Origin of the sequence: Nonomuraea sp. H19, assembly GCF_052068215.1 — a bacterium.
In the GTDB taxonomy this organism is placed as follows: domain Bacteria; phylum Actinomycetota; class Actinomycetes; order Streptosporangiales; family Streptosporangiaceae; genus Nonomuraea.
Map to the genome: position 1 here is coordinate 295,797 of NZ_JBQHCV010000005.1, position 19,603 is coordinate 315,399.

At 71.0% G+C, this 19,603-nt stretch carries 17 protein-coding genes; 10 read left to right on the forward strand and 7 right to left on the reverse strand.

Annotated features, from left to right (window positions below):
• Positions 1 to 124: 124 nt before the first annotated feature.
• The 3 genes from gatB to gatC are packed head-to-tail and all read right to left on the reverse strand — an operon-like array spanning position 125 to position 3,401.
• Entirely contained in the window at positions 125 to 1,612 is a 1,488-nt protein-coding gene (gatB, locus tag ACTMTI_RS13160; protein WP_441120738.1) for an Asp-tRNA(Asn)/Glu-tRNA(Gln) amidotransferase subunit GatB, read from the reverse strand.
• A 2-nt stretch (positions 1,613 to 1,614) separates the two neighbouring features.
• Positions 1,615 to 3,105: an Asp-tRNA(Asn)/Glu-tRNA(Gln) amidotransferase subunit GatA gene (gatA, locus tag ACTMTI_RS13165; RefSeq protein ID WP_441120561.1), complete on the reverse strand. Its 1,491-nt coding sequence runs from the start codon at positions 3,103 to 3,105 to the stop codon at positions 1,615 to 1,617.
• The gene (gene gatC / locus ACTMTI_RS13170; protein WP_441120562.1) at positions 3,102 to 3,401 is read right to left on the reverse strand and encodes an Asp-tRNA(Asn)/Glu-tRNA(Gln) amidotransferase subunit GatC; all 300 of its coding nucleotides are present in this window, start codon (positions 3,399 to 3,401) and stop codon (positions 3,102 to 3,104) included. The genes gatA and gatC overlap by 4 nt, the downstream gene beginning before the upstream one ends.
• A gap of 414 nt (positions 3,402 to 3,815) precedes the next feature.
• Between gatC and ACTMTI_RS13175 the strand changes: the two genes are divergently transcribed.
• A complete protein-coding gene (locus ACTMTI_RS13175; protein WP_441120563.1) occupies positions 3,816 to 5,888 on the forward strand; it encodes a putative bifunctional diguanylate cyclase/phosphodiesterase in 2,073 nt (690 codons plus the stop codon).
• An 18-nt stretch (positions 5,889 to 5,906) separates the two neighbouring features.
• On the opposite strand, the gene ligA is transcribed toward ACTMTI_RS13175, so the two are convergent.
• On the reverse strand, positions 5,907 to 8,096 hold the full coding sequence (ligA, locus tag ACTMTI_RS13180) for an NAD-dependent DNA ligase LigA (protein ID WP_441120564.1): 2,190 nt from the start codon (positions 8,094 to 8,096) through the stop codon (positions 5,907 to 5,909).
• 89 nt (positions 8,097 to 8,185) lie between these two features.
• On the reverse strand, positions 8,186 to 9,178 hold the full coding sequence (locus ACTMTI_RS13185; RefSeq protein ID WP_441120565.1) for a methionine synthase: 993 nt from the start codon (positions 9,176 to 9,178) through the stop codon (positions 8,186 to 8,188).
• Between the two features lie 24 nt (positions 9,179 to 9,202).
• On the opposite strand from ACTMTI_RS13185, the gene ACTMTI_RS13190 reads away from it, so the two are divergent.
• Positions 9,203 to 9,835 carry an MBL fold metallo-hydrolase gene (locus tag ACTMTI_RS13190; RefSeq protein WP_441120566.1) on the forward strand — a complete coding sequence of 211 codons (633 nt, stop codon included), beginning with the start codon at positions 9,203 to 9,205 and terminating at the stop codon, positions 9,833 to 9,835.
• Here the strand turns inward: ACTMTI_RS13190 and mnmA are convergent.
• A complete protein-coding gene (mnmA, locus tag ACTMTI_RS13195) occupies positions 9,828 to 10,886 on the reverse strand; it encodes a tRNA 2-thiouridine(34) synthase MnmA (protein ID WP_441120567.1) in 1,059 nt (352 codons plus the stop codon). The genes ACTMTI_RS13190 and mnmA overlap by 8 nt on opposite strands.
• Positions 10,887 to 10,954: 68 nt before the next feature.
• On the opposite strand from mnmA, the gene ACTMTI_RS13200 reads away from it, so the two are divergent.
• Positions 10,955 to 12,013 (forward strand): DUF695 domain-containing protein, encoded by a 1,059-nt coding sequence (locus ACTMTI_RS13200; RefSeq protein ID WP_441120568.1) that lies wholly within the window; start codon positions 10,955 to 10,957, stop codon positions 12,011 to 12,013.
• A gap of 30 nt (positions 12,014 to 12,043) precedes the next feature.
• On the opposite strand, the gene ACTMTI_RS13205 is transcribed toward ACTMTI_RS13200, so the two are convergent.
• The gene (locus ACTMTI_RS13205) at positions 12,044 to 13,207 is read right to left on the reverse strand and encodes a cysteine desulfurase family protein (protein WP_441120569.1); all 1,164 of its coding nucleotides are present in this window, start codon (positions 13,205 to 13,207) and stop codon (positions 12,044 to 12,046) included.
• Between the two features lie 53 nt (positions 13,208 to 13,260).
• Here ACTMTI_RS13205 and ACTMTI_RS13210 point away from each other — a divergent pair, with 53 nt between their 5' ends.
• From ACTMTI_RS13210 to ACTMTI_RS13240, 7 genes are all read left to right on the forward strand, one after another.
• Entirely contained in the window at positions 13,261 to 13,770 is a 510-nt protein-coding gene (locus ACTMTI_RS13210; RefSeq protein WP_441120570.1) for a TetR/AcrR family transcriptional regulator, read from the forward strand.
• Between the two features lie 382 nt (positions 13,771 to 14,152).
• Positions 14,153 to 15,346: an MFS transporter gene (locus ACTMTI_RS13215; RefSeq protein WP_441120571.1), complete on the forward strand. Its 1,194-nt coding sequence runs from the start codon at positions 14,153 to 14,155 to the stop codon at positions 15,344 to 15,346.
• Between the two features lie 129 nt (positions 15,347 to 15,475).
• Positions 15,476 to 16,375, forward strand: a complete 900-nt coding sequence (locus ACTMTI_RS13220; RefSeq protein WP_441120572.1) for an ABC transporter ATP-binding protein — start codon at positions 15,476 to 15,478, stop codon at positions 16,373 to 16,375.
• Positions 16,372 to 17,136 (forward strand): hypothetical protein, encoded by a 765-nt coding sequence (locus tag ACTMTI_RS13225; RefSeq protein WP_441120573.1) that lies wholly within the window; start codon positions 16,372 to 16,374, stop codon positions 17,134 to 17,136. The genes ACTMTI_RS13220 and ACTMTI_RS13225 overlap by 4 nt, the downstream gene beginning before the upstream one ends.
• Before the next feature lie 24 nt (positions 17,137 to 17,160).
• Positions 17,161 to 17,862, forward strand: coding sequence for a response regulator transcription factor (locus ACTMTI_RS13230; RefSeq protein ID WP_441120574.1), 702 nt, complete (start codon positions 17,161 to 17,163; stop codon positions 17,860 to 17,862).
• Entirely contained in the window at positions 17,859 to 19,289 is a 1,431-nt protein-coding gene (locus ACTMTI_RS13235) for an ATP-binding protein (protein WP_441120575.1), read from the forward strand. The genes ACTMTI_RS13230 and ACTMTI_RS13235 overlap by 4 nt, the downstream gene beginning before the upstream one ends.
• Positions 19,286 to 19,507 carry a hypothetical protein gene (locus ACTMTI_RS13240; protein WP_441120576.1) on the forward strand — a complete coding sequence of 74 codons (222 nt, stop codon included), beginning with the start codon at positions 19,286 to 19,288 and terminating at the stop codon, positions 19,505 to 19,507. Before ACTMTI_RS13235 ends, ACTMTI_RS13240 begins: the two co-directional genes overlap by 4 nt.
• Positions 19,508 to 19,603 lie beyond the last annotated feature (96 nt).

The window sequence follows — 19,603 nt, forward strand, 5'->3', positions numbered from 1 at the left end:
GCCGAGGCCCTAGCCCGGCACCGGCACATGGACCTAGGACCCCCGGACGACGGGCCGGCCAAGACAATGGCGCGGCGGCCAAAGGGCCCCGCCACCGAAGCGGCGAGGCCCTGGAAACGGCGGTCTACTCGGAGACGCCCAGCTTCTCCAGGATCAGCTGCCGGGCCCGGGCCGCGTCGGCCTTGCCCTTGCTGGCCCGCATGACACCACCCACGAGCGCACCAGCAGCGGCGATCTTCCCGGAGCGCACCTTCTCGGCCGCGTCGGCGTTGTCGGCCAGCACCTGGTCGATGATCGCCGCCAGCTCGCCCTCGTCGCTGACGATCTGCAGCCCGCGTCGCTCGACCACCTCGTCAGGCGTGCCCTCGCCGGCCAGCACGCCTTCGAGGACCTCGCGGGCGAGCTTGTCGTTGAGCGCGCCCGAGGCCACCAGCTCGGTCACCCGGGCGATCTGAGCCGGTGTGATGGGCAGGTCGCCCAGCGGGACACCGTTCTCGTTGGCGCGCCGCGCCAGCTCGCCCATCCACCACTTGCGCGCGTCCGCGGGCGGGGCACCCGCCGCGACCGTGGCCTCGACCAGGTCGAACGCGTCGGCGTTGTGCATGGCCTGCATGTCGAGGTCGGACAGGCCCCACTCGGCCTGCAGCCGCTTGCGCCGGACCGACGGCAGCTCGGGCAGAGCCGCCTTCAGGTCGGCCACCCAGGACGGGTCCGGTGCGATCGGCACCAGGTCGGGCTCGGGGAAGTAGCGGTAGTCCTGCGCCTCCTCCTTGGACCGGCCGGACGTGGTGGTGCCGGTGTCCTCGTGGAAGTGCCGGGTCTCCTGGGTGATCTTCCCGCCGCCGGCGAGGACGCCGGCCTGCCGCTCGATCTCGCTCCGCACGGCCCGCTCGACGCTCCGCAGCGAGTTGACGTTCTTGGTCTCCGTCCGGGTGCCCCACTCGGACGAGCCGCGCGGCATGAGCGAGACGTTGACGTCGCACCGCAGCGAGCCCTCCTCCATGCGCACGTCGGACACGCCGAGCGTGCGCATGATCTCGCGCAGCTCGGTGACGTACGCCTTGGCGACCTCGGGCGCGAGCCGGTCGGTGCCGGGGATGGGCTTGGTGACGATCTCGACCAGCGGGATGCCGGCCCGGTTGTAGTCGACGATCGAGTAGTCGGCCCCGTGGATGCGCCCGGTCGCGCCGCCCACATGGGTGGACTTGCCGGTGTCCTCCTCCAGGTGGACCCGCTCGATCTCGATCCGCACGGTCCGGCCCTCGACCTCGACGTCGACGTAGCCGTCGAAGCAGAGCGGCTCGTCGTACTGCGAGATCTGGTAGTTCTTCGGCATGTCCGGATAGAAGTAGTTCTTCCGGGCGAAGCGGCACCACTCGGCGATCGAGCAGTTCAGCGCGAGGCCGATGCGGATCGTCGACTCGATGGCCATGGTGTTGGCCACCGGCAGCGCGCCGGGGAACGCCAGGCAGGTCGGGCAGACCTGGGTGTTGGGCGGGGCGCCGAAGGTCGTCTTGCAGCCGCAGAACATCTTCGACTTGGTGCCCAGCTCGACGTGGGTCTCCAGCCCGAGCACCGGCTCGAACTTGTCGAGCGCTTCGTCATAGACCATGGTCATAGCGACGGTGCCTCCTTCAGCAGCGGGCCGCCCCAGCGGCTCTCCAGGGCCTTCTCGACGGCGGCGCCGACGCGGTAGCAACGGTCGTCGGCCAGCACCGGCGCCATGATCTGCAGGCCGACCGGCAGGCCGTCCTCGTCGGCGAGGCCGCACGGCACCGACATGGCCGCGTTGCCCGCCAGGTTGGACGGGATGGTGCACAGGTCGGCGAGGTACATCGCCATCGGGTCGTCGGCCCGCTCGCCGATCGGGAACGCCGTGGTCGGCGTGGTCGGCGACACCAGCACGTCGACCTGGTGGAAGGCGGCCTCGAACTCGCGGGAGATGACCGTGCGCACCTTCTGCGCCTGGCCGTAGTAGGCGTCGTAGTAGCCGCTCGACAGCGCGTACGTGCCGAGCATGATGCGCCGCTTGACCTCGGGGCCGAAGCCGGCGGCCCGGGTCAGCGCCATGACTTCCTCGGCGCTGCGGGTGCCGTCGTCGCCGACGCGCAGGCCGTACCGCATGGCGTCGAAGCGTGCCAGGTTGGACGAGCACTCCGACGGCGCGATCAGGTAGTAAGCCGGCAGCGCGACCGTGAACGACGGGCACGAGACCTCGACGACCTTGGCGCCGAGCGACTCCAGGAGCTGTACGGCCTCGTTGTAGCGGGCCAGCACGCCGGGCTGGTAGCCCTCGCCGCCGAACTCCTTGACGACGCCGATCCGCATGCCGGAGATGTCAGCGTTTCTGGCGGCCTCGACGACCGACGGCACGGGCGCGTCGATCGAGGTGGAGTCCATCGGGTCGTGCCCGGAGAACGCCTCGTGCAGCAGCGCCGCGTCGAGCACGTTGCGCGCGAACGGCCCCGGCGTGTCGAGCGAGCTCGCGAACGCGATGATCCCGTAACGGGACGAGCCACCGTAGGTCGGCTTCATGCCCACGATGCCGGTCACCGCGGCGGGCTGCCGGATCGAGCCGCCCGTGTCGGTGCCGGTGGACAGCGGCGCCTCGTACGCGGCCACGGCGGCGCTCGACCCGCCCGACGAGCCGCCGGGGATCTTCGTCAGGTCCCACGGGTTGTGCGTCGAGTGATAGGCCGAGTTTTCCGTCGAGGAGCCCATGGCGAACTCGTCGAGGTTCGTCTTGCCCAGGATGACCAGCCCGGCCTCGCGCAGCCGCGTGGTGACGGTCGCGTCGTACGGCGGCCGCCACCCTTCGAGGATCTTGGATGCGGCGGTCGTCGGCATGTCGCGCGTGGTGAAGATGTCCTTGTGCGCGATCGGCACCCCGGCCAGCGGCCCGAGCTTCTCGCCCGCCCTGAGCCTGGCGTCGACGGCCCGCGCCTGCTCCAGCGTGACCTCGCGGTCGACGTGCAGGAACGCCTTGACCTTGGGCTCCACCTCGGCCATGCGGTCGAGATGCGCCTCGGCCACCTCGGCGGCCGACACCTCGCCCGCGGCGATCATCGAGCCCAGCTCGGCGGCGGTTTTGCGGATCAGACTCATGCCTCCTCCCCGAGGATGCGCGGCACCTGGAAGCGGTCGTCCTGGACGGCGGGAGCGCCGGCGAGCGCCTGCTCGGGCGTCAGGGACTGTCGCACCTCGTCGGCACGGAAGACATTGGTCAGCGGAAGCGCGTGCGACGAAGGCGGCACATCTTCGGCGGCGACCTCGGCCACCTTCGCGACCGACTCGATGATGGCATCGAGTTGGGTGGCGTAGTGGTCTAGCTCGTCGTCCGTGAGCGCCAGCCTGGACAACCGGGCCAGGTGTGCGACCTCGTCGCGGGTTATGGCGGACATGAGTCGTTTAACCCGTTTCGTGGATGGAGTCTTGGACACTGCCATCCTAGGGGGCTTGACGCAGCACGCCCGAACCATTAACCCCCTGGCAACACATGCCCGGAACGATCCCGGCCGCCCGCTCGCCGCCCGGGGCAAGGGCCCAGATTGCGAGTGGGGCGTGGCGATGGAGCGTCATGGGCGCTCGCGCCACTGAAATCGGAGCTGTCGCGACCTGGCGCCGTGCCGCATGGATGCGAGTCAAAGGCGAGCGGCTGGGCAGCACGTAGGCACGCAAGGGTGACCATTTGCTACGCAGGGTGGTTTTTGGGTATATGTCTGGAAAGGAGAACTACGGACCGTACGCGCTTGGTTTCGCGAAGTGGGGTAAAGGTCGTACCCTCCCATAGTGACCTAATGGGGGTTCTGTTACCGATGACTGACCCAACCGACACCCGCGACATCGGACCACGCGTCGGCACACCACTGTGGGCGTTTCTCGCGGGCATTACCGTGATCGGCTGCACCGCCCTCGTCGTGGCCATGCTCAGGCTCGACCCTGCGGCCCTGATGGACCTCGCCCGCACGCCGCTGTTCTGGACTCTGGCGGTGCTGGTGATCCTGGGCGAGCTCAGGCCCGTGATGGTGTCATACGCGAGCGCCGTGGGCGGCACCTTCCCCTCCACGATGTTCACCTTCGCCGTGTTGCTGTACTTCGGGCTGCCTGTGGCGGTGTTAATGCAGGCCGTCGGCGTCGTCATGAACGGCGTGGTGACACGCAAGGCCTGGCATCGGGCCATGTTCAACGTCGCGCAGTCGACCCTCGCGCTCACTGCGGCGGCCGTGGTGCTGGGGGCGTTCGGGATCGTGCCGAACCCCGTCGCGCCATGGGTGCCCAGCGGGCCCGACCTGCTGCCGATCGCGCTGGCCGGGGTCGCGTTCTTCGCCACCAGGGCCATGCTCGTCTGCGGGGCGGTCGCGCTGCACGAGCGGCGTTCGATCGTACGGGTGCTGAAGGCCACTGTGGGCCCGCAGAGCCTGGTCTACACCGCGATGCTGGGCCTGGCGCCCCTGGTGGTCGTGGTCATGAACCACTCACCCGGGCTCGTGCCGCTCTTCGTCGCCCCGCTGGCCGCCGTCTACTTCACCGCCACGCTCTCCGTACGCCGCGACCACCAGGCCCTGCACGACGAGCTGACCGGCCTGCCCAACCGCAAGATGCTCATCGTGAGCACCGAGGAGGCGCTCGCCGAGGCCCGCCAGGACGAGCGGGTCGGCCTGTTCCTCCTCGACCTCGACCGGTTCAAGGAGGTCAACGACACGATGGGCCACCCGGTGGGAGACCGGCTGCTGCAGCTGGTCTCGCACCGGCTCACCCACTCCGTACGGCCTGGGGATGTCGTGGCCCGGCTGGGCGGCGACGAGTTCGCCGTGCTGCTGCCCTCGATCAGGGATACGCACGCGGCCAGGGAGGTGGCGGCCAGGTTGCGGGCGGCGCTGACCGAGCCGGTGCGGCTGGAGGGCATGACCTTCGACGTGGACGCCTCGGTCGGGATCGCGCTCTATCCCGATCACGCCCCCGACTTCGAGCTGCTGCTCCAGCGGGCCGATGTGGCGATGTACCTGGCCAAGGAAGGACGTACCGGCGTCGAGCTCTACCAGCCGGACAAGGACCGCAACTCGCCCGAGCGCCTCACCTTATTGGGGGACCTGCGGCGCGCCATCGACAACGGCGAGCTGCGGCTGCATTACCAGCCCAAGGTCAGGCTCGGCAGCGGCGCGGTCCAAGGAGTCGAGGCGCTGCTGCGCTGGCGGCATCCGGTGCACGGGGCGATCGCGCCGTCGGAGTTCGTCCCGCTGGCCGAGCAGTCCTACCTGATGCGGCAGCTCACCGCGTTCGTCATCGACACCGCGCTCGAACAGACCGCCCGCTGGTGGCACACCGGCCTGGAAGTGCCGATCTCGGTCAACATCTCCGCCCGCGACCTGCTCGACTCCGCCCTGCCCGAGCGGCTCGAGGCGGGGCTGACCCGGTATGGGCTGCCGCCGACGGCCATCCAGCTGGAGGTGACCGAGCGCATCCTGACGGGCGAACAGGCCTACACCCAGGAGACCATCAAGGCCCTGTCCACGCTGGGCGTGCCCCTGGCCCTGGACGACTTCGGCACCGGCTACTCCTCGCTGATCAGGCTGCAGCGGCTGGCGGTGTCCGAAGTGAAGATCGACGCCTCGTTCGTACACAGGATCGCCGAGTCGCAGGACGACGACCGGATCGTCCGCTCCATCGTGGACCTGGTGCGCTCGCTCGGCCTGCGCTCGGTGGCCGAGGGCGTCGAATCGGACGAGGTCGCCCTGCGGCTGGCCGAGATGGGGTGCGACGTGGGGCAGGGATGGCTGTTCGGCCACCCCATGCCGGCCGCGGACGCGACCGTCTGGCTCCGCGAGCACTTCGAGCCGGCGGCCGAGGTCGAGTACGGCTACCAGCCCGAAGTGAGCCGCTCCGCCTGAGCCGCCCAGGACGGGCGGTCAGGCGTCCGGGGTGACCGCCACCTGGGCGGCCGCCTCCGGCCCCTCGTTGAGCAGGACGTCGAACCCGGCCCCGTCCAGGATGGGCACGCGGAGGCTGACCGCCTTGTCGTATTTCGATCCGGCGTTCTCCCCCGCCACCAGGAACGACGTCTTCTTCGACACAGACGAGGCCACCTTCCCGCCCCTGCTGGCGAGCGCCTCGGAGGCCGAGTCCCGGGTGTAGCCCTCCAGGGTGCCCGTCACCACGAACGTCAGCCCCTCGAGGGTCTGCGGCCCCTTCTCCGGAGCCGGCTCGTCCGCCATCCGCACCCCGGCGGCCCGCCACCGCTCGATGATCTCGCGGTGCCAGTCGACCGCGAACCACTCCTTGATCGTGGCCGCCACCCTGGGCCCGATGCCCTCGACCGCCGCCAGCTCCTCCTCCGAGGCGTTCATGATGGCGTCGATCGAGCGCATGGCGTTGGCCAGGTCGCGTGCCGTGGGCGGGCCGACGTGCCGGATCGACAGGGCGACCAGCACCTGCGCGAGCGGCACCTGCTTGGCCTGCGCCAGCTCCTCGATCAGCTGCAGCGCGTTCTGGCTGGGCTCGCCGTTGACGTTGGAGAAGAAGGAGACGATCTTCTGCTCACCGGTCTTGGGATCGATCTTGGGCAGGCCGGTGTCCTGGTCGCGGACCACCGACTTGATCGGGATGAGCTGATCGAGTGTCAGGTCGAACAGGTCGGCCTCGGTGCGCACCACCGGCTCCTGCGGCGGGAGCGGCTGGGTGAGCGCGGTGGCCGCGACGTAGCCGAGGCCGTCGATGTCGAGCGCGCGCCGCCCGGCCGCGAAGTAGATGCGCTCGCGGATCTGCGCGGGGCAACCGCGCGCGTTGGGGCAGCGCAGGTCGGCGTCGCCCTCGCGTTCGTAGGCCAGCTCCGTCCCGCACTCCGGGCAGTGCGTCGGCATGACGAACTCCCGCTCCGACCCGTCACGCAGCTCCGTCACCGGCCCCACGATCTCGGGAATGACGTCACCCGCCTTGCGCAGCACCACGCTGTCGCCGATGAGCACGCCCTTCTTCTTCACGATGGCGGCGTTGTGCAGCGTGGCCCGCTGCACGGTCGAGCCCGACACCACGACGGGCTCCATCACCGCGTACGGCGTGACGCGCCCGGTGCGCCCGACGCCCACCTGGATGTCGAGGAGCTTGGTGTTGACCTCTTCCGGCGGGTATTTGTACGCGATCGCCCACCGGGGCGCCCGCGAGGTCGAGCCCAGCTCCCGCTGCGTGCGGAAGTCGTCGATCTTCACGACGACCCCGTCGATCTCGTAGGCGGGATCGTGCCGGTGCACGCGGTAGTGCTCGATGTAGTCGTTGACCTCGATGGGCCCCGGCACCACCTGGTAAAGATCGCTGACCGGCAGCCCGAGCTCCCGCAGCCGGTCGTAGACCTGCGACTGCGTGCGCGGCTCCGTCGCGCCCTCCCAGACGCCGATGCCGTGCACCAGCATCCGCAGCGGCCGCTGGGCCGTGATGCGCGGGTCCTTCTGCCGCAGCGTGCCGGCCGCGAAGTTGCGCGGGTTGGCGAACGGCGGCAGGCCCTGCTCGACCAACTGCTCGTTGAGCCGCTTGAAGTCCTCGACCTCGATGTAGACCTCGCCGCGCACCTCGATCAGGCTCGGCACGTCGTCGCCCTTGAGCCGGTGCGGGACGCCCTTGATGGTGCGGACGTTGGGCGTCACGTCGTCGCCGGTGCGCCCGTCGCCCCGGGTCGCGCCGCGCTCCAGCTTGCCGTTGCGGTAGACCAGCGCGATCGCCAGCCCGTCGATCTTGAGCTCGCACAGGTAGGGACCCGGGTCGCCTTCGGCCAGCCGCTCGGCCCGCGCATACCAGCCGTTCATGTCGTCGGCGTCGAAGGCGTTGTCCAGGCTCTCCATCCTGGCCAGGTGCGGGACCTTGGCGAACTCGCCCGAGACCGGCGCGCCGACCTTCTGTGTCGGCGAGTCGGGCGTCTGCAGCGACGGATGGGCCTCCTCCAGCGCGAGCAGCTCCTTGAACCACCCGTCGAACTCGGCGTCGCTCACGGTGGGCCGGTCCAGCACGTAGTAGCGCCAGCGAGCCTCCTCGACCAGCTCGCTCAGCTCGGCATGCCGCTTGAGCGCGGCAACGGGAACGCCCCCGACCTCGGTGCCTGGCTCACTCACGCAGGGTCTCCTCTCGTCCAACACCCTGAGCAAACGCTACCGCCGAGCACCGGCGAGGACACGCCCCGGCGTACGCCTTCCGGAGTTGCTCATCCCCTTTGCAGACCGCTTTCGGGATCGTCCCTGAGCACCGTGGCCGCCTTCCGGCAAGCCGCCAGCGCCGCCCGCGCGTAGCGGGGCGAGGCCCCGGCCAGACCGCACGCCGGCGTCAGCACGACCTGCCCGGCCAGCTTGTCGGCAGGGAATCCGAACCGCCGCCACAGCTCCACCGCCGGCCGGGCGATCATGTCCACGTCCGCCAGCCGGGCGTCCGTGCCCGGCACGACTCCCAGGAACAGCGCGATCCCGGCCTCGATGACCTCTCCCAGCGCCTCCTCGTCCCGCCGCCGCAGCAGCGAGGCGTCCACCGAGATCCCGCGGACCCCGGCCCTGCGGAGCAGGTCGTACGGCACCGACGGCGCGCAGCAGTGCACGACCGGAGCGTCGAACAGCCGCAGCGTCTCCTCCACCCGCCACCCCTCCACGGCGGCGAGCCGCCCGAACCCGGAGGCGGTCGGCAGGGTCCCGGCCAGCACCCCCGGCAGGCCGGGCTCGTCGAGCTGCAGCACGATCTCCGTCACGCCGGGCAGCCGCCGCCGCACCTCGGCGCAGTGGTCGGCGACCCCTTGCGCCAGCGAGGCGGTCAGATCGCGGACGGCCCCCGCGTCGGCGATCACCTTGTCCCCGTACTTGAGCTCGATCGAGCCCGCCAGCGTCCACGGCCCGCACACCTGCAGCTTGAGCGGCCCCGAGTAGTCGTGCCCGATCTCCTCCAGCGCGTCCAGATCCCGCCGCAGATGGTCGACGGCCCGCTGGTGATCGCGCCCTGGCCGGTCGGTCAGCCGCCACCCGGACGGCTGCACCTCGACGGGCAGCTCGATCAGCAGCCCCGCCGTCCTGCCGACCATGTCGGCCCCGACGCCTCTGGCCGGCAGCTCGGGCAGGTACGGAAGCCCGGGCACCTCGCCGAACACGACTTTGATCGCCTCAAAATGATCCTCACCCGGATGCGACCCCACCCCGGTGGCTTCCCATGTAGACATGGGCACCAGCGTAGGCTCTGACGGATGGAGCTCACGAAATATGACCACGCCTGCGTCCGCGTCGAGAAGAACGGCAAGGTCCTGGTCATCGACCCGGGGACGTTCACCCGGGCTCCGGTCCTGGACGGCGCCGACGCGGTGCTCATCACCCACGAGCACTTCGACCACGTGGACGTGGAGAAGCTGAAGGCCGCCTCACCCGGCCTGGAGATCTGGACGTGCGAGGGCGTCGCCGCCGGGCTGACCGAGGTGCCGGGCAAGGTCCAGGTCGTACGGCACGGCGACGACTTCGAGACGGCCGGTTTCCACGTGAAGGCGTTCGGCGAGTGGCACGCCAAGAACCACCCCGACGTGCCCATCGTCCAGAACGTCGGCTTCCTGCTCGACGACGAGCTCTTCTACCCGGGCGACGCCCTGACGGTCCCGGACGTTGAGGTGCCCACGCTCCTGGTGCCGACCGGCGCGCCGTGGCTGAAGCTCATGGAGATGGTCGAATATCTCCGCACGATCCGCCCGGCGAGGGCGTTCTCCACCCACGACGGCCTCTACAGCGAGGTCGGCCTGGGCCTCGTGGACAACTGGCTGAAGATGGAATCCGACAAGCAGGGCGCCGACATCCGCCGGCTCAAGGTCGGCGAGTCCGCCACCCTCAGCTAGCGGAGACGATGGTGGCCGAGCCGATCACCGTGTCGCCGGAGTAGAGCACGGCCGCCTGGCCCGCCGCGACGCCCGTGGCGGGGCGGTCGAGGTCGATGCGGAGCCCGCCACCGGCCTCCTCGAAGCGGCAGGCGTAGACCTCGCCGTGGGCCCGCAACTGCACGGTGAGGTCGTCGTGGCCGGCCGGGCCGTTCCACACCGGGGCGCCGCAGGTGATCGAGGTGACCTCCAGCGCCGAACGCGGCCCCACCGTGACGGTGTTGGACACCGGCTCGATCGACAGCACGTAGCGCGGCCTGCCGTCGGCGGCGGGCCGGTCGATGTGCAGGCCCTTGCGCTGGCCGATCGTGTATCCGTGCGCACCCTGGTGGCTGCCGACGACCGCGCCGTTCTGGTCGACGATGGGACCCTCCGCCGAGCCGAGCCGCTTGGCCAGGAAGCCGCGCGTGTCGCCGTCGGCGATGAAGCAGATGTCGTGGCTGTCGGGCTTGTCGGCGACGGTCAGGCCGCGCCTGGCGGCCTCCTCGCGCACTTCGGCCTTGGTGGAGTCGCCCAGCGGGAAGATCGCGTGGCTGAGCTGCTCGCGGGTGAGCACGCCCAGCACGTAGGACTGGTCCTTGCCCTGGTCGACGCTCCTGGACAGGACCCCCTCGGCCAGCCTGGCGTGGTGGCCGGTGGCGACCGCGTCGAAGCCCAGGGCCAGCGCCCGGTCGAGCACCGCCGCGAACTTGATCTTCTCGTTGCAGCGCAGGCACGGGTTGGGCGTGCGGCCCGCGGCGTATTCGGCCACGAAGTCCTCGACCACATCGCGCTGGAACCGCTCGGCCATATCCCAGATGTAGAACGGGATGCCGATCACGTCGGCGGCGCGGCGAGCGTCGCGCGAGTCCTCGACCGTGCAGCACCCCCGGGCACCCGTGCGGTGGGATTGGGGGTTGGCGGACAGGGCGAGATGGACACCAGTGACGTCGTGACCGGCCTCGGCGATCCGAGCGGCGGCCACGGCGGAGTCGACGCCGCCCGACATGGCGGCAAGCACACGCAGTCCCATGACCGTTCCAGCGTACTGTCCGGCGGGGAGTGCGCGACCATGGCCCGGGGTCTGCGAGTATTCAGGCCATGCGACTGTTCGGGCGCAAGGACGCAGACGACGATGAGGACGGCGGGTCCCGCGAGGACGGAATCGCCGCGTTCTGGACGTGGTGGGAGGAGGCGCGGCCGCGGCTCGACTCGCTCGTGGCGGCGGGCGAGCCCGGAGGGCTGGAGGACCTGCTCGCCCCGGCCGTCGCCGCCCTCCATCCCGACCTGGTGTGGGAGGTGGCGCCCGGCAGGAACGCCATGCACACCCTGGTGGTGACCGCGGCGGGCGACGCCGAGCTGCGCCCGCTGGCGCACCGCTGGGCGAAGGCGGCGCCGCCGGCGGACCTGTTGTGGGAGTTCCACCCGTCGCGGCAGGCCAATCCGCAGGCACTGGAGCTCACGGTCGACGTGGGCGGTTTCGAGTTCGCGCTCGACAAGCTGATGGTGGGCCTGCGGGTGCCGCGGGGCGCCCCGCGCGTTGACGTGGCCGCGTACCATCCGATCTTCGGCGAGCTCGACGAGGACACCAGGATGGAGGCCACGCTGCTGGCCCTGGACTGGCTGCTCGGCGAGGACGACGTGGCGAGGTGGGTGGGCGAGATCACGGCGGCGACGTTCGAGCCGATCGACGCCGTGGCCGCCGCGCATTTGCCCGCCGTGCTCGCCGACCTGGCCGGCGAGCAGGACGAGGAGCAGTGGCTGTTGCTCGAAGGCCAGACCGCGGGCGGCGCGCCGCTCGTCGCCACGGCCCGCTATCCGCTGCGCCCGGTCGACTATCCGCTCTTCGACCAGCACATCGCGATCACGCTCCCGTACGCCCACCGCGACGAGGCCGGCCTGCCGATCGGCGCGTCGCTGGCGGCACTGCGCGACTTCGAGGAGCGGCTGGCCGCCCGCCTGCTGAAGCTGCGCGACGACGCGGTGCTCGCGGCGCACCTGAGCGCGGAAGGGCAGCGGATCATCCATGTGTACGCCGACCCGACCGGCGACGCCGCGATCCACGCCAAGGAACTGATCGTGAGCTGGGAGGAAGGCGAGCCGCGGGTGGACGTGACGAGCGACCCGGGGTGGACCGACGTGGCGCCCTTCATCAGCTGAGGCTGGGGCCCTGCTCTTCAGGGCGTCCGGCTAGCTGAGACCGGCTCTGCGAGCACGTTCGACGGCGGCGGGGAGCACCTCGATCAGGCGCTCCACGTCCTCGCCCGTCGAGGTGTGGCCCAGCGTGAATCTGAGCGAGCCCCGCGCCGCGGCGGCGGCCGCGCCCATGGCCAGCAGCACATGGGACGGCTGCGCCACGCCCGCCGAGCAGGCCGACCCTGTCGAGCACTCCACGCCCTTGGCGTCGAGCAGCATGAGCAGCGCGTCGCCCTCGCAGCCGGGGAAGGAGAAGTGGGCGTTGCCCGGCAGCCGGTCTTCGGGGTCGCCGTTGAGGATCACGTCGGGGACGGCCTGGCGTATCCGCTCGATGAGCTCGTCGCGCAGCGACGTCAGGCGGCGGCGCAGCGCCTCCTGGTCCTTGACGGCGGCGCCGACGGCGGCGGCGAGCCCCGCGATGGCGGGCGCGTCGAGCGTGCCGGAGCGCACGTCGCGCTCCTGACCCCCGCCGTGCTGCACGGAAACCGGCGTCAGCCCTTTGGCCAGCAGCAGCGCCCCGACCCCCAGCGGGCCACCGATCTTGTGGCCTGACAGCGTGAGCGCGTCGGCCCCGGACTCGGCGAACGACACCGGCAACTGCCCGACGGCCTGCACCGCGTCGGTGTGGAAGGGGATGCCGTGGTCGTGCGCGATGGCGGCCAGCACGTGCACGGGCTGGATGGTGCCGACCTCGTTGTTGGCCCACATGATGCTGATCATGGCCACGTCGTCGGGGTCGCGCTCGATGGCGGTCCGCAGCGTGTCGGGGTGGACCCGGCCGTACGCGTCGACCTCCAGCAGCTCCACCTCGGCGCCCTGGCTGTCGGCCAGCCACTGGGCCGGGTCGAGCGCGGCGTGGTGCTCCACGGAGCTGATCAGGACGCGCCGGCGCGGGCGGCGCGACCAGTAGAGGCCCTTGATCGCCAGGTTGTCGGCCTCGGTGCCGCCGGAGGTGAACACGACCTCACTGGGCCGGGCGCCCAGCGCGTCCGCGATCGTCTCGCGCGACTCCTCGACCACCCTGCGCGCCCTGCGGCCCGCGGCGTGCAGCGAGGAGGCGTTGCCGACCCGTTTGAGCTGCTCCGTCATGGCCTCGATCGCCTCGGGCAGCATGGGGGTGGTAGCCGCATGATCAAGATAGGCCGACGGTCTGGTCACGTGCTCAGGGTATCTCGTTTGCGACTGTACCGTCCGGACGGTACAGTAGAGGCATGAGAAGGGACGAGCTTTTGGACGCGGCGGAGGAGCTCCTCTGCGACCAGGGCTCCGCCGCACTCACCCTGTCCGCCGTGGCGGATCGGGCAGGAGTGAGCAAGGGTGGCCTGCTCTATCATTACGGCTCCAAAGAAGCCCTGATCAAGGGCATGGTGGAGCGGTTGATCGAGGACTTCGACGAGCTCATGGCGGCCCAGCCCGGCGAGACCTACACCGAGCGCTACCTGGGCGCGACGTTGGCCGCCGTCCGATCGGGGCGGTTGCGACGATGGGCGGTCGTCACGGGGGCGTCGGGAAACCTCTTCCTGCTCGCGCCACTGCGCGAGGCGATGACCCGATGGCATCGCGAGGAGCTGAGCGAGGAGCCGGATCCGCTGGCGTCGCAGATCGTACGGCTCGCGTGTGAGGGGCTGTGGGACGTGGCCAGCCATGACCCGGAGCTGAACACGGAGGGCGATCTCCGGACTCTCGAAGGCCGGCTCAGAGCCCTGCTGAAACCAGGCTGACCCGGCCCGGCCCCACGCCCGGGCCGCACCGCGCCAGGTGGTGGGACGGCGTGCGGCACGGCCCGGCGCAACATGCGCGGCGCCCAGCCACCGAACTCCCACCGCGGCCCGTCCGCAGCCCTCACAGCCTCCCTGCCGGAGCCTGGTCCCGATTCCTTACCTGCGGCCCCGTTCACTCGAACTGCCGGAGCGGCGGGGCGCTGGGTGCTGCGGGGGTGCTGGCCCCCTCCGTCCCTGTGCGCGCCGGATCTCTCCCTCCCCCGCCTCACCGACGATCCCGCCGCTGGAACCCGGCCGTCTCAGACGGACCTGTCCCGGCGAGCGGGCGACGCGCTGCCCTTTTAATCCCCAAAAATTACGAATTTGTGTGAGGTGTTGCCGTATGACGCGCGACCTGAGGAGTGCCCGCTACGGGGCGGTCCTCACCTTCGTCCTTGCCGGCCTGATGGTGGGCACGATGACCGTGCGCATCCCCGCGCTGACCGACAAGCTCGCCCTGTCCGAGTCCACGGTCGGCGCGATCCTGCTGGTATGGGGACTGGGAGCCCTGGTGACCATGCAGTCCATGCGCCGGGTCATGACTCGCGCGGGCAGCAGGGCGGTCCTGCGGGTCGGCGGCCCACTTACCGCGCTCGGCCTCGTGGCCGTGGCGTTCGCCCCGGACCTTCCCCTGCTCATGGTGGCGGTGGCGTTCTTCGGCATGGCGTTCGGCATGGTCGACGTCGCCATGAACGCCCAGGGCTCAGCGGTCGAGCAGGCGTACGGGCGGCCGCTCATGAACGGCATGCACGCGGGCTGGTGCGTAGGTGCCATCGCGGCAGGCGCCCTGGGCAGCCTGGCGATCGCCATGGGCCTGTCGTTCACCGCCAACACGGCGCTGATCGGCCTGGTCGCGCTGCCGCTCATGGTGGTGCTCGGCCGCACGTACCTGCCCGAGCCCCCGGCGGCCGGAGCCGTGACGGCGGCCCGCCGCCGCCTGCCGCCGATCGTCTACCTGCTCGGCGCGATCATGTTCTTCGCCTTCATGGTCGAGGGCACGGTGGCCGACTGGAACGGCCTCTACATGCGGAACGAACTGGGCGCCCCCGAAGCCCTGGCCGCGCTCGGCTACCCGGTCTTCGAGGCAGGCATGCTGATCGCCAGGCTCACCGGCGACCGGCTGCGGTTGAGATTCGGCGTACGCGGCATGCTGACCGTCTCCGGGGTGGCCACGGCCGGCTTCTTCGCGGTCGTGCTGGTCTCTCCGGCGGCGCTGGTGGCGGTGTTCGCCATGTTCTTCGTCGGTCTCGGCGTGGCGACGATCTCTCCGCTGACGATGTCACTGGCCGGCACCGCCACCGACACTCCCGGCCCGGCGATCGCCCAGGCGGGCGCCATGGGGTACGCGGGCCTGCTCCTCGGCCCGGTGATGATCGGCTTCCTGTCGGACGTCACGTCCCTGCGTACCGCGCTCGGCATCGCGGTCGTCCTGGGCGCGCTGATCGCCCTGGCCTCCCGCCTGCTGCCGCGCGGCGAACCAGCCGCCGTCAGCCCGCTGCCGGTCAGAGAGCGCGAGCCCGCCGAAGTCGCAGCCTGAGGTGGGTCTGGGAGTTTTCTGTGGATCCCGGCGAGCGGAACCCGCAGGCCCCGCGTAGCGGGGTCCCGCTCACAGAGAACTCACAGATCCTCCCAGAACTCCCCCAACCGCCCACCGCACGCTGGATGCATGATCCAGCTCAACGGATTGACCAAACGCCACGGCGACGTGCTCGCCGTGGACGATCTCACCTTCACGGTACGAGCGGGCCTCGTCACCGGCTTCCTGGGCCCGAACGGTGCAGGCAAGACCACGACCATGCGCATGATCCTCGGTCTCGACCTGCCCACCTCGGGCACGGCCACCATCAACGGCCGCCGCCACCAGGACCTCCCGAGCCCACTGCGCGAGGTCGGCGCGATGCTGGAGGCGCAGGCCGTCCACCCGCGGCGAACCGCCCGCAGGCACCTGCTCTACCTCGCCCAGTCGAACAACCTCCCCACCGGCCGCGTCGCCGACGTCCTCGATCTGGTCGGGCTCACGGCCGCGGCTGACAGGAAGGCGGGCGAGTTCTCGCTGGGCATGAGCCAGCGTCTGGGCATCGCCGCGGCCCTGCTCGGGGATCCGCCGGTGCTGCTGCTCGACGAGCCGGTCAACGGCCTCGACCCCGAAGGCGTCCGGTGGATTCGCACGCTCATCCGCGGCCTGGCCGCCGAGGGGCGTACGGTGCTGGTCTCCAGCCACCTGATGAGCGAGATGGCGCTGACCGCCGACCGCCTGGTGGTGATCGGCAAGGGCCGGCTCGTCGCCGAGGGCGAGATCGGCGAGTTCACCGAGAGCGGCGCGGCGGTGCTGGTACGCACGCCGGAGGCCGCGTCGTTCGCCCGGCGGCTGGAGCTGTCCGGCGCCTACGTGCAGGCGGGGACGGACGGCGAGCTGGTGGTCACCGGCATGACCGCGCCCGACGTCGGGCGGCTGGCCGCGGCCGAGGGCGTGCCGCTGTACGAGCTCACCGCCCGGCGTACGTCACTGGAGGAGGCGTTCATGGAGCTCACCCGCGACAGCGTCGAGTACGGGGCGGCACGATGATCGACACTGGGGTACTCAGGGCGGAGTGGACCAAGTTCAGCAGCATCAGGGCCACCATGGTGCTGTCGCTGGCGACCGTGGCCGTTTCGGCGCTGTTCGGGTGGCTGTTCAGCAACGCCGCCGCCAAGCAGTACGCCACGGCCACACCGCAGGAGCGGCTCGACTTCCAGCCCCTCGACATGGGCATGCGCGGGCTGTTCATCGTGCAGCTGCTGGTCGCGGCGCTCGGCGTGCTGGTCGCGTCCTCCGAATACGGCTCGGGCACGATGCGGGCCAGCGTCGCCGCCGTGGGCAGGCGGGGGCGCCTGCTGGCCGCCAAGGCCGTGATGACCGCGCTGACGGCGCTGCCCGTGAGCCTGGCCGGAGTGTCGCTGATGTACGTGGCCGGCCAGACGACGCTGGCCACGGGCGGAGCGCCGTACGTCATGCCGGGTGATCCGGCCGTCCTGCGCCTGCTGCTGCTCGGGCCTCTGGTCTTCACGTTGCTGGCGCTGTTCGGGCTGGCGCTCGGCTTCCTGCTGCGCGGCACGGCCGCCGCCATGAACGTCAGCACCGCCGTCCTCCTGCTCCCCATCTTCGCCTCGTCCTCACCCGGCTTCCTGCGCCACCTGCTCGCCACCTACTGGCCGAACACGGCGGCCTTCCAAGCCGTCAGCGGTACGTCGGAGCTGCCGCCGTGGGCGGGGATCGGGATACTCGTCGGTTTCGTGGCGGTGACGCTGATCGCCGCGTTCGCCAGCTTCACCAACCGCGACGCCTGACTACGCTGGCGGAGGAGGTGTCACGTGGGCGAACGGCTGCTCGTGGTCGACGACGAGCCCACCGTCAAGGAGCTGCTCTCCGCGACGTTGCGGTTCGCGGGCTTCACGGTGAGCTCGGCGGAGAACGGCACGCAGGCGCTGGAGGCGGCCCGGCGCGACCCGCCCGACCTGGTCCTGCTCGACGTCATGCTGCCGGACTTCGACGGGTTCGAGGTCATCCGCCGGCTGCGGAGCCTGCCCAGGGCCGACGGGCGGCCGGGGCCGGTGCCCGTGCTGTTCCTGACGGCGCGCGACACGACGGCCGACAAGATCAACGGGCTGCGGCTGGGCGGCGACGACTACGTGACCAAGCCGTTCGACCTGGAGGAGCTGCTGGCCCGCATCAGGGCCATCCTGCGGCGCACGGGCGCGGTCCCCGACGACCACCTGCTGGTCGTCGGCGATCTCGAGGTCGATCCCGACGGCCACCAGGTGACCCGGGCGGGCCGGCCGGTACGCCTGTCGCCGACGGAGTTCAGGCTGCTGCATCACCTGGTGCTCAACGCCGGCCGGGTGCTGCCCAAGTCGCAGATCCTGCAGCACGTGTGGCGCTACGACTTCGCCGGTGACACGAGCATCGTGGACACGTACGTGAGCTACCTGCGACGCAAGCTCGACACCGGGGAGCCCAAGCTGATCCACACCGTGCACGGGGTGGGCTACGTGCTGCGCAGGCCGAAGCGGTGATCGGGCGCCTTTCGCTGCGGTCCCGGCTGCTGGCCATCACCGTCGGGCTGCTCGTGGTCGGCCTGGTGGTGATCAGCTCGGTCGTCGTACGCCAGCTCGAGACCCAGCTCATGACCCGCGTCGACGCACAGCTCGGGCCGATGGGCAGGATTCTTTCCGCGATGCCGCCCGAGCGCGCGACCAGGCTGCAGCGGCAGGCGGACCGGCTGCCCCTGGGTATCGGGCAGCCCGACCTGATCGACAAGGGGTATGGGGCCTACCTGTCCGCCGACGGCACGGTGATCCGCGAACTGGGCGGCCCGGCCGGTCCCGCCCTGCCCCGGCTCGACGCCGCGGCGGTGGCGGCCCGCGCGGGCGAGCCGTTCACCGTGGGCGGGCAGGGTGGTGAGGAGTGGCGGGCGATGGCGCTGCCGCGGTCCGGCGCCGGCTATTCCGGTGTCGTCGTGGCCGTGTCGCTGGAGGCGATGCACGCGACGATCGACCGGGTCCGCCTGGCCTGCCTCATCGCGGGCTCCGTACTGCTCGCCGTGCTCGCGCTGGCCGGCGGGATCGCGATCAGGGCAGGGCTGGCGCCGCTGCGCCGCGTGGAGGAGACGGCCGCGGCCATCGCCGACGGCGACCTGTCCAGGCGCGTGCCCGAGCCGGTCACGCCCAGCACAGAGGTGGGGCGGCTGGCCCGCTCGCTCAACAAGATGCTCGCCCAGATCGAGCAGGGCGTCGCGGCGAGCGCGGAGTCCGAGGCGCGCATGCGGCGCTTCGTCGCCGACGTCAGCCACGAACTGCGTACCCCCTTGTTCGGCATCAAGGGTTTCTCCGAGCTCTACCGCATGGGCGGCACCGAGGCGGATGCCGCGCTGGCCCGCATCGAGAGCGAGTCCGGTCGCCTGGCCCGGCTGGTGGAGGACCTGCTGCTGCTCGCGGGCCTCGACGAGGCCGACGGTCCCGCTCTGGATCTCACCCCGATGGATCTTCGCACGCTGGCCGCCGACGCCCGCCACGACTTCGCCGCGCTCGACCCCTCCCGGCCCATCGCGTTCACCGGGCCATTCGGCGGCCTGGCGGCCAGCGCTCCGGTGCTGGGCGACGAGGCCCGACTGCGGCAGGTGGTCAGCAACCTCGTCGGCAACGCGGTCACCCACACGCCCGCGGGCACTCCCGTGAGGATCGGCGTGGGCACGGACGGGGCCGAGGCGGTGCTGGTCATCGAGGACGAGGGGCCGGGGCTGAGCGCCGAGGAGGCGGCCAGGGTCTTCGACCGGTTCTACCGTGCGGACGGCTCGCGTGCCCGGTCGACGGGGGGCGCGGGGCTCGGGCTCGCCATCGTCCGCTCCATCGTCACCGCCCACGGCGGCCGCGCCGAGCTGCGAACCTCCCCGGGCGAGGGCGCGGCCTTCCAGATCCGCCTCCCGGCCGCCGATCCGCAATGAAGCGCGTCGGCCGGCTCTTCGATGACGGCGAAGTTCTCCGCCAAGCGCACGCCGCGGCCACGGTCGGAATCTTCCTCAACGGCGGCTGGGACCTGACGATTAACCAGCCGGGCTCATCCGTGGTCTCGATCTACGCCCTTACCACGACGGAGGGCGCGGCCGAGGTCGCCGAGTCGGTGCGCGGCGTGCTGCACGGCGAGATCCCCGACCCGTTCTGAAGCTGCTCCCGGGGGCGTGCTGGACAGGAATGTCCGGGAAGTGACCGGCGCGTGACCTGTTGACGGCGACCGTGCTCTGTGAGGCTGACAGCAATC

Bases quoted from the DNA above. Each gene is read 5' to 3' on its own strand.
- gatB (WP_441120738.1), bottom strand. From the start codon at position 1,612: ATGGTCTATGACGAAGCGCTCGACAAGTTCGAGCCGGTGCTCGGGCTG.
- gatA (WP_441120561.1), bottom strand. From the start codon at position 3,105: ATGAGTCTGATCCGCAAAACCGCCGCCGAGCTGGGCTCGATGATCGCC.
- gatC (WP_441120562.1), bottom strand. From the start codon at position 3,401: ATGTCCGCCATAACCCGCGACGAGGTCGCACACCTGGCCCGGTTGTCC.
- ACTMTI_RS13175 (WP_441120563.1), top strand. From the start codon at position 3,816: ATGACTGACCCAACCGACACCCGCGACATCGGACCACGCGTCGGCACA.
- ACTMTI_RS13185 (WP_441120565.1), bottom strand. From the start codon at position 9,178: ATGTCTACATGGGAAGCCACCGGGGTGGGGTCGCATCCGGGTGAGGAT.
- ACTMTI_RS13190 (WP_441120566.1), top strand. From the start codon at position 9,203: ATGGAGCTCACGAAATATGACCACGCCTGCGTCCGCGTCGAGAAGAAC.
- mnmA (WP_441120567.1), bottom strand. From the start codon at position 10,886: ATGGGACTGCGTGTGCTTGCCGCCATGTCGGGCGGCGTCGACTCCGCC.
- ACTMTI_RS13200 (WP_441120568.1), top strand. From the start codon at position 10,955: ATGCGACTGTTCGGGCGCAAGGACGCAGACGACGATGAGGACGGCGGG.
- ACTMTI_RS13210 (WP_441120570.1), top strand. From the start codon at position 13,261: ATGAGAAGGGACGAGCTTTTGGACGCGGCGGAGGAGCTCCTCTGCGAC.
- ACTMTI_RS13215 (WP_441120571.1), top strand. From the start codon at position 14,153: ATGACGCGCGACCTGAGGAGTGCCCGCTACGGGGCGGTCCTCACCTTC.
- ACTMTI_RS13220 (WP_441120572.1), top strand. From the start codon at position 15,476: ATGATCCAGCTCAACGGATTGACCAAACGCCACGGCGACGTGCTCGCC.
- ACTMTI_RS13225 (WP_441120573.1), top strand. From the start codon at position 16,372: ATGATCGACACTGGGGTACTCAGGGCGGAGTGGACCAAGTTCAGCAGC.
- ACTMTI_RS13240 (WP_441120576.1), top strand. From the start codon at position 19,286: ATGAAGCGCGTCGGCCGGCTCTTCGATGACGGCGAAGTTCTCCGCCAA.